The sequence below is a fragment of the Bacillus sp. MBGLi79 genome, assembly GCF_002953915.1.
Genome location: NZ_CP026521.1, coordinates 814,585 through 829,351, shown reverse-complemented (window position 1 = coordinate 829,351; position 14,767 = coordinate 814,585). Strand labels below are relative to the sequence as shown.

The 14,767-nt window shown below is 47.1% G+C and carries 3 protein-coding genes; all 3 read right to left on the bottom strand.

Translation table 11 applies throughout. The annotated features are described in order from the left end of the window. From C1T29_RS04205 to C1T29_RS04195, 3 genes are read right to left on the bottom strand one after another with little or no spacing between them, the layout of a single operon-like run. On the bottom strand, nucleotides 1–7,554 hold the full coding sequence (locus C1T29_RS04205) for a type I polyketide synthase (protein WP_103750052.1): 7,554 nt from the start codon (nucleotides 7,552–7,554) through the stop codon (nucleotides 1–3). Nucleotides 7,555–7,571: 17 nt separating this feature from the next. Continuing rightward, entirely contained in the window at nucleotides 7,572–12,095 is a 4,524-nt protein-coding gene (locus tag C1T29_RS04200; RefSeq protein ID WP_103750053.1) for a type I polyketide synthase, read from the bottom strand. Then, on the bottom strand, nucleotides 12,088–14,757 hold the full coding sequence (locus C1T29_RS04195; RefSeq protein ID WP_103750054.1) for a non-ribosomal peptide synthetase: 2,670 nt from the start codon (nucleotides 14,755–14,757) through the stop codon (nucleotides 12,088–12,090). Before C1T29_RS04195 ends, C1T29_RS04200 begins: the two co-directional genes overlap by 8 nt. Nucleotides 14,758–14,767: the final 10 nt, after the last annotated feature.

The following is a 14,767-nucleotide window of genomic DNA, read 5'->3' as shown; positions in this document are numbered from 1 at the left end:
CTATTCGCCGCCTCTCAATCTTTTATCTCGCTGATTACGTATCCGCGTTTTTCTCCGTCCCTTGGATACAGCCGCCATTTCTTCCTTCTCCTCTTCACTTTCCTCTTGATCTGGACTGATAAATTGCGCTAGGGCAGCTACAGATGGGTATGTGAATAAAGTCACCACAGCCTCATTGGTTCCCAATTCTTTATTTAAACGATTTGTCACTTGTACAATATCTAACGAGCTGGCTCCCAAATCAAAAAAGTTATCATGTATGCCGACTTGCTCCAGGCCCATGAAATCTTGCCAAATGCCGCATATGACCTGCTCTGTTTTGTTGCGGGGAGCGACATACGGATTATTCAATTCCGGCCTGGTGTGTAAGGCGCCTGCCTTTTTCTCCTCTTTCGCTATGCTATCGGCATTCATGGATATCCATTGCTTCATTCTGTGTCCCAAATCACCCGTTGAAACTAATAAATGGCGATTGTTGATATCTGACAGCACATATTGAAATAGAGCTGCTCCTTCTTCAGGCAAAATGGCAAGTTCAGCAATAGATTCTCCGATAGTTGATTCAAGCTGGCCCCAGAAGTTCCATGCATCCCAATTCACGCAAACCCAAGGCGTTTTGCTGCGCTGATTCACCCTCGCCGCAAAAGCATCCATATAAATATTCGCTGCGGAGTACGCTGAGAAACCGAGACCTCCGAGCAAAGCACTAATCGATGAAAATAAGAAACAAAAATCTATATTTTCGTTTTCTAATAGAGATTCAAGCACTTTCAATCCTCTGACTTTAGACTGGAACTGGTCTTCTCCGCCTTCAATCGTTGCAGGTATATCTGTAATCGCCCTGAAAGACGAGCTCCCCGGAAGTCCGGCAGCGTGAAAGACACCGTTTAGCTCTCCAAACTCAGTATGAATTTTTCTCATAACAGCCTGCATATCCGACAGGCTTCCCGCATCTGCCTGAAGAGCTGTCACCTTTGCGCCTAACCGTTCCAATTCTTTTATTTTCAGAATCTTCACCGTAGTTGGATCATCATCCTCATGCTTCTCGCACCAGCTTTCCCACTGGCTGCGCTGCGGAAGTTCACTTCTTCCTGTCAGAATCAGACGGACGTTTCCTTCTTGTGCAAGCAGCTTTGATAACACAAATCCGATTCCGCCAAGCCCACCCGTAATAAGATAAACCCCTTTCGGGCGGATCATATTCGGCAAGCCAGACGCTTTATTTAACTGAACAGGCTGATACATCTGCACCCATCGGCGGCGGTTTCGGTATGCGATTATTTGATCCTCACCCGCAGCATCAGTTTCCGTCAGAATTTGGTCAATCAACTCCTCTTCTTTCCATGTCAATGTATCCGGTAAAGGAGGAATGTCGATATTCCAGCATTTCAAATGGTTATATTCCTGCGGGATGACTTTCAACGGCCCCAAAATGGTCGATTTTTCAGGATTGATTTGTTCTTCTCCAGTCACCTCATGAATCCCGCTTGTCAGCACAAACATGTTACATTCGTTCATTTGTTTTTGATTAGATGCCGCCTGTGCAGTATAAATCAAACTATAATAGCCGTTTTCACTGTACGTGCTGAACGTTTTATAGGATTCCTCTTGCTCCGAAACGCTCCATAGATGCATCACACAGTTTGGAAGAAGCCCGTCAGAAGCAAGTGAAGAAAATAAACGCTCATAATGTGTTCCATCAGATGGATTAATGACATACAATCCGCTGTTTATTTTTTTGAATTGCCGGTCTCTCGTGACAATTACGGTCTCATGTCCTTGATGGCGTATCGCTTGCACAAGCCGATCTCCAAAGGCTGTTCCTTCATGGAAAACAAGTGTTTTTCCGCTTTCAGCTGGCTGCTCTTTCTTTCGGCTGTCAGCGGACTTGATTTTCCTTTCCCATGACGGCAGATAGAACCATTGATCCATCGGTTTCTTTTTATTCCATGCATCAACTGCGGTGAAAGCAGCCGCATTGTCAGCCGCTTCTATCCAATAGCGTTTTTTCTCAAAAGGATAAGGCGGAAGCGATATCAGACGCTTAGGCTTACCACCGCCATACTGCCTCCAGTCAATTTCACATCCGCAGACCCAAAGCTGGCCTAATTTCTTTAAGAAATAGGAATGATCATGCGCTGGTTCCTGAACATGTCTGACGAGGTTGACAATGTCATGCTGGCTAGATCTCTTCTTGTGCCTTCTGGCAAATGTGCTTAATGTGCTGCCCGGCCCGACTTCTATTAACAGAACATTGTCATCACTCAAAATCTGTTCCAATCCTTCATGGAAGCGGACTGTGCCTCTTAAGTGCTGAGACCAATAAGCCGGGTCTGCTGCTTGTTCCGGTGTTATCCATGTTCCCGTTACATTCGAAACAAATGGAATCCGAGGGGTATTCATATCCTGTTGCTTTACAATCGCGGCAAAATCCTCAAGAATGGGCTCCATCATATAAGAATGAAAGGCGTGAGAAGTATGCAGCCGGCGGCCTGCAATGCCCTTTTCTTCAAGAAGAACCGCAAACGTCTCAATGTCTTCGCTTTTTCCGGATACTACGCATAAGTCATGAGCATTAACAGCCGCAAGTGACAAACTGTTCGTAAGCAGCGGCTCCAGCTCTTTCTCTGATAGCTGAACACTGATCATTGCCCCAGACTCCAGCTGCTGCATCAGCCTTCCCCGCTCCATTACGAGCGTTAAAGCCGCCTCTAATGAAAACACGCCTGACAGGCATGCAGCAGTGTATTCACCAATGCTGTGCCCAATCATGTAATCTGGTGAGATGCCTGCACTTTGCAGCAGCTTTGCGAGCGCGTATTCAAAGATGAACAGCAGCGGCTGTACAACAGCGGTCTCTGTCAGCTTCGCCCCATCATTTGATTCGGGGAAGACGATCGCCTTCAAATCAATTTGATGTGACCTCTGCACGAAGGCAAAACAGCGGTCCGCTTCACTCTGAAATACCGGTTCAGCTTCATATAAATCTTTCATCATATCGATATACTGAGAGCCTTGCCCTGAGAACATAAAAGCAGTCGGGCGCCCGCTGTGTTTTTGATAGGCTGTGAGCTCTGCACCGCTTTCCCATTCCGTTGATTTTGACAGCACGACCGATTTTCGGTATGAAAATTGTTTTCTGCCGACTTGTAAGGTGTATGCCACATCCTCTAACGGAACGTTCGGATGCGTTCGAAGAAACTCTTTCAATCGATTTGTCATCCGCTCTAAGGCTGTGTCTGTTTTTGCTGACAGTACTAGCAAATGCCGCTGGCTCTCGTCAGCTTCTCTGCCTGACTCCCGCTCTTCTTCCAGCACAATGTGCGCATTGGTTCCGCCTATTCCGAAGGAGCTGACACCCGCCCGCCTTGGATCAGCGGATTCCTTCCAGTATGTCGCTTCGGTATTGACATAAAATGGCGTCTGGTCAAAATGAATATGCGGATTAGGTGTTGTGTAATTCAAGCTTGGCAAAATGGTTTTATGTTTTAGCGATAAAACGGCCTTAATGAGTCCGGCAATCCCGGCAGCGCTGTTTAAATGTCCGACATTGCTTTTCACTGACCCAATTGGAATTGACATTGGCCTGTCACTTTTAAAAACCTGGTTCAGCGCTTCCATTTCGATTGGATCGCCCATTTTTGTACCGGTTCCGTGAGCTTCGATATACCCTACGGTGTTCGGATCAATCCCTGCATTCTCGTATGCATGTTTTAACACTTCGGCCTGGCCTTCTACACTCGGAGCGGTAAAACCGACTTTTCGGCTTCCGTCATTATTCATTCCGACCCCTTTTATGACCGCATAAATGGAGTGCCCTTCTTTAACGGCGTCCTCATATCTTTTTAAAACGACAATCCCCGCGCCATCGCCAAAAACGGTACCGCCTGCGTCCTCATCAAATGGACGGCAAAGCCCATCAGGTGATTGAATCATGCCATCCTGATAAACATAGCCTGACCTTAAAGGGGTGCTGACAGTTACGCCTCCAGCAAGCGCCGCGTCACATGCTCCGTTTTGCAGCGCTTGACATGCCGCTCCAATGTTGACTAAAGAAGTGGAGCAGGCTGTTTGCATTGTGATGCTTGGCCCATGCAGGTTTAATTTATAAGCAAGCTGGGTACTGAAAAATTCTCTGTCATTTAACAGCATGGAGCTAAACTGTTCAGTCCCATCCAGTTTCCCAGCGAAACGTGTAATCCATTCGAGGTTTGGACTTGTCCCAGTGTAGACGCCGATTTTCCCTGTTGTCCGCTCCGGGTCGCAGCCCGCATCTTCTAAGGCCTCCCAGGCACATTCATGTAAAAGCCTGAATTGCGGATCCATCAATTCCGCTTCTCTTGAGGAATATTGGAAAAAATCTGCATCAAACATATCAGAGTCCTTAATGATCCCCTTCGCTTTTACATAATCAGGATGCTTCAAGAGCTGATCATCAATGCCTGACGCTTTTAGTTCTTCATCCGTAAAGAAGCTGATAGATTCTTTGCCGTTTACGAGATTATTCCAAAACTCATCCAAATTGCCGGCTCCAGGAAAACGCCCTGCCATACCGATAATCGCGATATCAGTTCCCTGGCCGTTCGGACGGCTTTGCGACACCTTTTGATGCTGCGTCATTTCCAGCTGCCCGGCCTTCGTTTGAACCTGTTGATGAAGATGCTTCGCCAGGCTGCGAACTGCGGCAAATTGATAAAGTAGAACTGGTTCCACCTTCCAATTCAATTGATCTGTTACTTTTGCCGCTAATTGAGAGATATCAAGCGACGTAGCCCCCAGCTCAAAAAACGGTGCATCATCGTTAAGCTCATTGAATCCAAAATGCTTTATGACAATTTCTCTGATTGTCTTTTCAATAGCAGATAACGGCATTGCACGAAGCGGTTCTGCCGGCTGGTGAGGCTCATCTTCTTCAAGTTCAGCCGGTGCCAAGCCGTCAGGCAACGGGAAATGCTGCTTTGTAAAAGGGTAAGTCGGCAGAGCTAACCTTTTATTAAGCTGAGGTTCATGCAGGATACTGAAATCAACCTCAGACCCGAGACTCCACAACGCTCCGTATATATGTAACTTTAAAACGTCTGTGTGTCCTTGTGTGCCGAGTTCACCTGTCATGCCAATTGATTGGCGCTCTGTAAACACTGATGCCCCCTGATTCAAACGCAGGTCTATGCAAATAGCAGGTTCCTCCCGCAAACAAGACGAGATGTGTTCAAAAAACCGTATTGGCTTGCAGATTTGGCCGGCCCAATAACTGGCATCCGCTGCTCCGTCATCTGTTATCACTTTTCCAGTGACAGATGAAACGACTGGAATGTCTGGTGACTTCATGTCCAGCGTGCCAAGGAAGTGCATGAATTCTTGCGCTGCGTCAGCCAGCAGATCCGATTGATACGCAATATCCCCATCAAGTAACTCAGCAGCTATCCCTTCTTGTTCAAGCCGCTCCTTCAGCTGATAGACATCCTCTGGCAAACCGGAGACGGCACAATACCGCTCATCAATCAGCGCAAGGGATAATGATTTTTCTAAGTGTTGAACGATATCCGGCTCTGACAGGCTGACACCGAGCATTTTTCCTGCCGGCGACATGCTGATTAACTCTCCGCGTTTATATGCGGCTGCGGCCCCTTCTTCAAAGGAAAACATTCCTGCCGCACAGGCCGCCGTAAACTCCCCGAACCCCCGCCCGATAAAGCGGTCTGGTGTTATGCCGGTGTGCTGTAAGAAACGGACTGCGGCGTATTCCATGATGAACGACAACAAATGGACCAATCCCAGGTTTTCCTCTTCCTGGTACGTTTCTGGAGCAGAAATACATGCTTTAAAGAAGCTGAGTACATCCTGCTGAAACGCATTTTGCACCTTTTCAAGACAAGCATCGACTTCTTTTTTGAACAGGCTTTCCGTGCGGTACAGCTGCGTATATCGGCCAAAGCCCTCTTGAACGTCTCCCGCAAATACAAACATGGTGCTGCTTGGAACAACCGCCGATTCTCTGATTTGTTTTTTACTCCGATGATCAGAAAGCTGATCAAGCAGATCCTTTTGATGTGAAGCTACAAAGGAGATTCTGTACTGGAATTGCTTTCTGCCAAGCTGTAGCGTACGGGCTATGGCTGGCAGCGGCGCTTCCGGGTTCCGGCGAAGAAAATCAGCCAATTGATCCATTGAACGGGTAAGCTCCTGCCTTGTTCTCGCAGAAAGAACAACAAGCTCAGGACCGCCGGCTGGCAATTCATCATTATGAGATGGGGGCTCTTCAAGGACAACGTGAGCATTCGCGCCGCCGATTCCAAAGGCGCTCACGCCGGCTCTTCTCGGCCCTTGCTGAGATTCCCATTCAGCCAGCTCTGTATTGACAAAAAACGGCGTGTTCTCAAACTTGATGCGCGGATTCGATTTTTGATAGTGAAAAGCGGGAGGCAGCATTTTATGATGGAGCATCATAACGGTTTTTATAAATCCCGCTACCCCCGAAGCGGCGTCCAAATGCCCGATATTCGCTTTGACAGAACCAATGCGGCAATATGCTTTTTTATCTGTATTGAAAGCACGGGTCAGCGCCTCAATTTCAATCGGATCTCCAACAGGCGTTCCCGTCCCGTGAGCCTCAACATAACCAATGGTTTCCGGTTCCGTTTCCGCCATCTCCATAGCTGTGGCAATGACATTCGCCTGGCCTTCAGCACTGGGAGCCGTATACCCTGCCTTATTGTTTCCATCATTATTTATTGCCGAGCCCTTGATGACCGCATAAATCACATCACCGTCAGCTTGTGCGTCTTTCAATCGCTTTAACGCCACCACTCCGGCTCCTTCACCAAAAATGGTTCCGTTCGCCTTTTCGTCAAACGGACGGCAATGACCATCTGCTGAATAGATCATTCCTTCCTGATAAAGGTACCCAGATATATGCGGCAGGCTCAGGGTAACACCTCCGGCTAATGCAAGGTCACATTCTCCCCCAATTAAGCCCTGGCACGCCATATGTATCGCGACAAGAGAAGTCGAGCAAGCAGTTTGAACTGATACACTCGGCCCTTTCAAATTAAGTTTATAAGCGATTCGTGATGCAAACGACGAATCATTTAAATGCATGATTTGAAATGCGTCTTCATTCTTATGAAGAGAAGACATATGACGGCCCATCCAAGACAAATTGCTGGAAGCACCAGCATACAGCCCGATCAGCCCGTTAAACCGTTCAGCGTCACAGCCCGCATGCTCCAGCGCTTCCCAAGCGCATTCATGCATAAGCCTGATTTGCGGATCCATCAAGGCAGCTTCTCTCGGTGAATAGCCGAAAAACGCCGCGTCGAAGTCAGAAACGTCATCAATGATCGGCTTTGCTTTTACATATGCCTCTTGACCAAGCAGCGTCTCATCAACTCCGGCTTCTTTTAATTCTTCATCGGTAAATTGAGTGACCGATTCTATTCCTTTTGAAATGTTGCTCCAATACTCATCAATATTTGCCGCGCCTGGAAATTTGCCCGCCATACCGACGACCGCTATTTCCAGTCCTGTTTCTGTCCATTGTTTCTCGTCAGCCATGGAAATCAGCCTCCCATCTATTTTCGTCTCATTCGCTGTTTTCGCCGGTTTTTCCCTTCATTTATGGCTTTTTGGCGATCTGGCTCTATTCCTTTTATGTGTAAGTCATCACCGCTTTGCTGTGCTTTGACGGCTTCGGTTAATGCTGCAACCGTCGGGTGGGCATACATCATCACAACCGGGATATCCACACCGAGCTCGTTTTTGATTCTCCCGCTCACCTGAAGCAGATCAAGTGAAGAGGCTCCTAATTCAAAGAAATTCATATTTACATCTGTCTCAGCATGAAAATAATCCTTAAAAATATTCATTAACCTTTCTTCAAGTGTATCCAAGCGGTCTTTTGTCAGCACATGCGCAGCGGTTTGTCTGTCTTCTTTCACATAGCTGTCTTTTATTCGTTTGTTCACGTCCTGCAGCGAAATCAGGACTTGCGGGTAGCGCAGCTGCAAAGCTCTCATAAATGCTTTCGCACCTTGAGCCGGCAGGATTCCTTGTTGCTCTCCCTTGTCCGCTATCTTCGAAAGAATGGCTGCCGTTTCTGATTCATATGCCATCCCTACTTGTTCCCAACGGTCCCAGTTAACCGACACCATGTTTTCGCCTTCTTTTCGGCATGCGTGAGCATAGCTGTCCAAGAATGCGTTTGATGCAGCGTAGCCGACTTGGCCCCCCGCTCCTAAAAATGAAACAAGAGAGGAACAAATGAAGAAGAAGTCCGGCTGTTTGTTTTTAAGCGCTTTTCTTAACAGAGCGGTTCCTGTTATTTTGGCTTTTGCCATCTGCCTCTCATCGTCTGGTGTCCTTGCGTGAATCACTTTGCCATCAGGAATGCCCGCTGCATGAATAACGCCATGAATGGCTTGTCCAAAACGAGATTCTGCCGTTTGCAAGGCTTTTAAAAGCTCTGCCTCATCTGAAATATCCGCCTGTAATACCAACACCTCGGCTCCAGCCTTCTCGAGCTCTTCAACAGCTTTGAGTTTTTTGATCGCATCGTCATTTGCTCTTAGTTTATCGGGCAGTCCTGTCCGGCTTAGCAGCACAAGCTTTGCTTGAACTGTTTCAGCTAAATGAGATGCAAGAGATAATCCGATCCCGCCAAGGCCGCCTGTAATGATATAAACTCCTTTATGCCTGAGATTGCCGGCCATATCAATCTCATCTTGCTTGCCCGGCTGCTTCGCCTGCCGAATCCATCTGCTGTTTCCGCGATAAGCCACAATAGGCTGATCATCCTCTTTTTTAAGTTCATAAGAAATCATTTCAGGCCAGTTTGATTGACCGTGCCGCGGGTCCGGACAAAGATCAACAGCTTTACAGCTGATCTGCTGATACTCTTGCGGAATGGTTAAACAGACTCCGGTCAGCGCAGCCTGATGAGGCTGAAGCTCCTCCATTCCCGTCACATCGTGAGCTTGATTGGTCACTACGGTCATGCTGAATCTTTTGTTGCTCTCTGTTCCAAGTAAACGGACAAGATCAAGGAGGGGAAGATAACCGGCTATTGTGCGCTCTGCAAGATCTCCATCACGACAATCACAGTCTTGCAGCCACATCCAGATGATTTCATCAGGGATAAACCCCCTTGCATTCAGTTCATCCAGCAGCTTCCGAAAGTGGGCCGTATCCCGATGGTTTACCGTAAACGTGTTTTTGTCCATTTTCGCAAAGCAATCACCTGGCAGGACAGACACGGCTTCCGCTTGCTGCTTTAGGAGATATTGGCTGACATTATTATTTTCTTCAAAGACAAGTATCCTTTTTCCTTGATGAGTGAATGTCTCATTGGCTGGTTCCATTCGTTCCCAATGCGGGACAGAAAACCACTTATCAAAAGGAAGCTGTTCTTCACTGGAGGCAATGTTTAATTTCAATTCGTTTTTGATCTTTTCTTCCATGCCGCCCTGGGCTGGTTGCGGATCGGGAAATACTTGATGCTCAAAAGGATAAGTCGGAAGCGGGACTCTTTCATATGAGCTCCCTTGGCGAAAGTGCTCCCAGTTCATGATTACACCATGCGTCCAAAGCCTGCCGATGCGGTTTAACAGATAGACACGATCAGACGATACTTCCTTTGGATGCCTGATGATATTAACCGCAGCATGTTGCTCCGCCATAAAACCCTCATGTTTTCTCACAAACTGCGTCAACGTGTTCCCTGGCCCGATCTCAACAAATACAACATTACTCATTTGTAAAAGCGTGCTCAGCCCTGAATGAAAATCAACCTTTTCCGTGATTTGCGAAGCCCAGTATTTCGGATCTGCGGCCTGCTCTGCTTGTATCCAATCGCCTGTCACATTTGATATAAACGGAAGGTCTGGTGCTTGGAATTCTATCTCTTGCAGAATATCAGCAAAACGAGATGCTGCCGGCTTCATCATGCTTGAATGAAACGCATGGGACGTTTTTAAGTGCTGAATGGCCACTCCTTTCGACTGAAGGCGCGCGGCAAAAGCATTGATTGGCTCCATAAGGCCTGATACAACCGATAAATCAGAGCTGTTTGAAGCCGATAGCTCAACCCCTTCTGTCAATTCCATTTCTGTCTCTACGCCGGGCAGTCTGACGCTCAACATTTCTCCCTCCGGCATTTCCTGCATCAATCGGCCTCTCATCACAACCATATGAAGAGCGTCTTCCAATGAACAAATGCCTGACAGACAGGCTGCCGTTAATTCCCCTATGCTGTGGCCAATCATGTATTGCGGTTTTAACCCCTTTTTGATTAAGAAGGACGCCAGCGCATATTCAAAAGAAAATAAAATAGGCTGCGTATACGAGGTTTCATGGATAAGCTGTTCAGCTTCCTCGCTTTCTGCCTCATTATTCGGAAACATAATGCTTCTAATATTGAGTCCTTCCTCAGCTTGCAGAATGTCAAAACAGCGGCGCAGCTCCTCCTGGAATATGGGTTCTTGTTCATACAATTGTTTCCCCATATTGACGTATTGAGAGCCTTGGCCGGAAAACATAAAGACAACGGCCGGCTTCTCCAGCGCTATTGAAGTACTTGCCATATCGCTTGTTATCCCTAAAGGGCCAGCCGTAAACGCCTGACGATACTGAAAATGCCTGCGGCCCTCTTGCAGTGTGTATGAAACGTCTTGAAGCGGCACCTCTTCATTCTCTTTTATAAATCGCTTGACCTGATCCGCGGCCTTCATTGCCGCTTTTTCAGAACGGGCAGAAATAAGCATAAGGCAGTCTTCATAATCCTCTTGATGACGTCTTTCCTTCATCGGCGGCTCTTCCATCACAACATGAACATTCGTGCCGCCGATCCCAAAGGAACTGACGCCCGCTCGAAACACCCGGTCAGCTACTGTCCATTGCTTTGCTGATGTGTTGACATAAAAAGGACTGTTTTCAAAATCAATTTTAGGATTAGGCTTTTTGTAATGAAGGCTTGGCGGCAGAGTTCTCGCTTTGAGACTCAGCGCCGTTTTAATAAACCCCGCAATACCCGCGGCGGAATCCAAATGACCGATATTTGTTTTAACAGAGCCGATTGCGCAGTATTGCTTCTTTTCAGTTTGAAACGCTTGTGTAAGCGCCTCTATTTCAACCGGGTCTCCTAACGAGGTGCCCGTGCCGTGCGCTTCGACATAAGAAATACTTTCGGGGTCTACACGGCTGATGTTCAGCGCTTTTCTAATGACATCGGCCTGCCCTTCGATACTTGGCGCGGTGTAACCGACTTTACGGCTGCCGTCATTGTTATATGCGGAACCTTTAATGACAGCGTAAATATGATCTTGATCCTTCAGCGCCTGCTTTAAGGTTTTCAGCACTACAACACCGCAGCCCTCTCCCCCGACTGTCCCATTTGCTTCCGCGTCAAATGCGCGGCAGCGGCCGTCCGGCGACATAATCATTCCTTCTTGATACATATAGCCCTTTTTGTGGGGGCAAGTCACCGTTACACCTCCGGCCAGCGCCATTTTACAGTCGCCGGTAAGCAAAGCTCTGGACGCGAGATGCACCGCCGTCAGAGAAGATGAACAGGCTGTATCCACCGCGATACTCGGCCCTTTCAAATTTAATTTATAAGAAACTTGTGTATTCATAAAATCCTTGTCCGTCAACTGAACAGCAGCAAACTGTTCAGAAGAACTGCTATTTCTCAGCAGCATTGAACTTGCCTGCCAGTACAAATTCGCAGACGCAGCGCCGAATAAGCCGATAGGCTGTGAATAGGTTTCGGGATTGTAGCCGGCGTTTTCAAGAGATTCCCACGCGACTTCATGAAACATGCGCACTTGCGGGTCCATTACCTCAGCTTCTCGCTGTGAGTAGCCGAAAAACGCCGCGTCAAAGTGGTCATGCCGGTCTACTATTCCTTTGGCTCTGACATAATTCTTATGATCGAGCTGTTCTTTAGGCACACCGGCTTCCATAAGCTCTTCTTTTGAGAAAAATGTGATGGATTCCGTGCCCGTTTTCATATTCTCCCAAAACTCTTCAATATTTTTGGCACCGGGGAAACGGCAAGCCATTCCGATAACCGCTATTTCTAAGCCTGTTGTTTTACTCATCAGAAATCCCGCCTAACAGTTGTGCGACATTTTCTAAATCTTCCGCTGCCTCTTCCTCACTTTCTGCATTTGCCTGACAACCCTCAGACTCCGCTTGCCGGCTGAGCTGGGCAGCTATTGCCGATACAGATGTATACTGAAACAGCTGAACAACAGACAGCTCTTGTCCAAACTGCTCTTTCAATTTGTTCGATAGTTCTACGATATGAAATGAGTTTCCGCCGATATCAAAGAAGTTATCTTCCATGCTGATATCAGATTCAGGTATATTCAAGATGCTAGCAAAAATGGAAACCAGCTTTTTTTCGGTTTCATTGTGCGGTTTTATGACCTGCTCGTCAGATTCAGGCTCTTCAAAGGGGTCTGGGAGTGCCTTGAGATCAAGCTTCCCTGACAGGTTCATTGGAAATGAGTCCACGCGGATGAAACGTCTCGGAATCATATAACCCGGCAGCTTTTCTCCTAAAAACCCTCTCATTTTTCGAGCTTTCAGTTTTTGATCGGAAATGAGATACGCCACAAGAAATGGATCATCTGATTCTTTTTGAACTGGAATAATCACCGCATCATGAACGATTTGTCCCGGCTCCCGGTAATCAAGCAAGGCTTTTCTAATCTCATCAAGCTCTATTCTGAATCCTCTTATTTTTACTTGATCATCATACCTGCCAAAAAATTCGATGAAGCCGTCACTACGCCATCTCGCCAAGTCGCCGGTATGATAAAGCTTGCCGGCAGGAATATGCTGCGGTTCTGTAAATTTTTCTGCCGTCAGCTCTGGCTGACGGATATATCCTCTTGCCACCCCGTCTCCGGCAATGTACAGTTCTCCGTATACGCCGATGGGCACAGGCTGTCCGCAATGATCCAAAATATAAATCTGTTCATTCGGCATCGGCCTGCCGATCGGTACGACGGGTTCATTCCAAGACTCAGGTATGGTAAAAGCCGCTGATTGCACAGCGCATTCCGTCGGACCGTAATTATTTGTCATCACCGGCTTACCCGCACGAAACGTTTGTAAATATTGCTGAACCAATTGGGGCGGCAGCATTTCGCCGCCAGCCATTATTAACTTCAATTCGTCAACGTGATGCGGCTCTTTCTCAGCGGCTTTGATCATGAGGCGCAAATGAGAGGGTGTCGCATCTGAAATATGAATGCGGTTCTCCTCATAAAAAGACCACAGCTGCTTTCCATCCATCCTTGCATGATCTGGCGCAATATATAAGGTGTGTCCAAGAAGTACTGCCGGAAATATCGTTTGCACGGATGCGTCAAAAATATGTGAAGCAAGCATGCCGATACGGAGGTGCTCTTGTGAAAATGGCTGAAAATGAAGGCTGTCTATGCCATATACTAAATTGATGACTTGACGATGCTCCACCATCACGCCTTTCGGTTTTCCTGTTGTCCCTGATGTATACAGCACATAAGCGAGATTTTCAGGAGATGGCAGGCGCCCATGCCCCGCCGTACCTTCAAATTTCATCATTTCCTCTATACATAAGCTTTTTTGATTCTCAGCAGAAGTGCCATAACCCTTGTTCGTGATCACAAACCGCGACCCGCTGTTTGTCAGCATATAATCCATCCGTTCGGATGGCATATTTACATCTATCGGCAAATAAGGACAACCTGCTTTCAATATGCCTAATATGCCGATAACCATTTCTGCCGAGCGATGAACCATCAACCCCACAGGCTCCTCATGACAAACGCCTTCTTTTGTCAAAAAAGCTGCAATCCGATCTGACAATTCATCAGCCTCACCGTATGTGAAGCTGACATCTTCATACACGATTGCAGGCTGATCAAGTTTGAGAGCTGCCTGTTCTTTGAAGAGATCGACAATCGATTTTTCCTTCGGGTATGGTTGATTTGTGTGATTAAATGTCGTGATGACTCTCTCTCTCTCCTCATGAGAAAGTAACTGCAGCTCAGAGACCAGAGTCTCAGGCGCCGACAAAGCCTGATCTGCCAGCATGCAAAAATGGCCGGCTATCCGTTCAGCAGTATCGAATGTGTAATGCTTCAAATTCCAGCTCAGCTTTCCAGTCAATCTCCCTTCATCACACTGAATGGAGAAAAATAGATTCGTGTCCAGCGCTTTCAATGACACCGGCTGCTGAAGATCATTCACAGCAAGGGAAATGCCGAAGCGGGGCTCCCCTTTTTTATGCAAAGGATGAAGCTCATCCAATAGGATTTTCACAGGAAAATTTTGATGGGCATACACTTCTTGAAAAGCTTGTTTCACATGCTCTAGACAGTCTCTGAAACTCATAGAAGGATTGATTTTCACCAGCAGCGGAAGAAGATCATTGATCACCGGCTGTGTTTCCCGCTGTCTCAACACAGGGGCCGACGCCATGATATCCGTTCTTCCATCGTACCTGTGCAGCAATGTGACTGCCGCAGTCATCAAAATCATAAATATACGCAAATCTGAAGCTCCGGATGCCTTTAAGATGGCCTTTTCCAGCTGAGCCGGGAATGAAAAAGGTATTGAAGCTTCTTCATCGTTTTGATCAAGAAGCTGTGAATCATAAGGAAAACGGCAGTCCGACGGGATTTGAGTTAATACAGAAGTCCAATATTGCCGCTCCTTCACTTTTTCAAGAGCTGCGGTTTTCAATTGAAAGACATCGGTTTGGTTCATTGTTATTCAC

Coding starts and splice junctions, on each gene's coding strand:
- C1T29_RS04205 (WP_103750052.1), bottom strand. CDS start 7,554: ATGGCTGACGAGAAACAATGGACAGAAACAGGACTGGAAATAGCGGTC.
- C1T29_RS04200 (WP_103750053.1), bottom strand. CDS start 12,095: ATGAGTAAAACAACAGGCTTAGAAATAGCGGTTATCGGAATGGCTTGC.
- C1T29_RS04195 (WP_103750054.1), bottom strand. CDS start 14,757: ATGAACCAAACCGATGTCTTTCAATTGAAAACCGCAGCTCTTGAAAAA.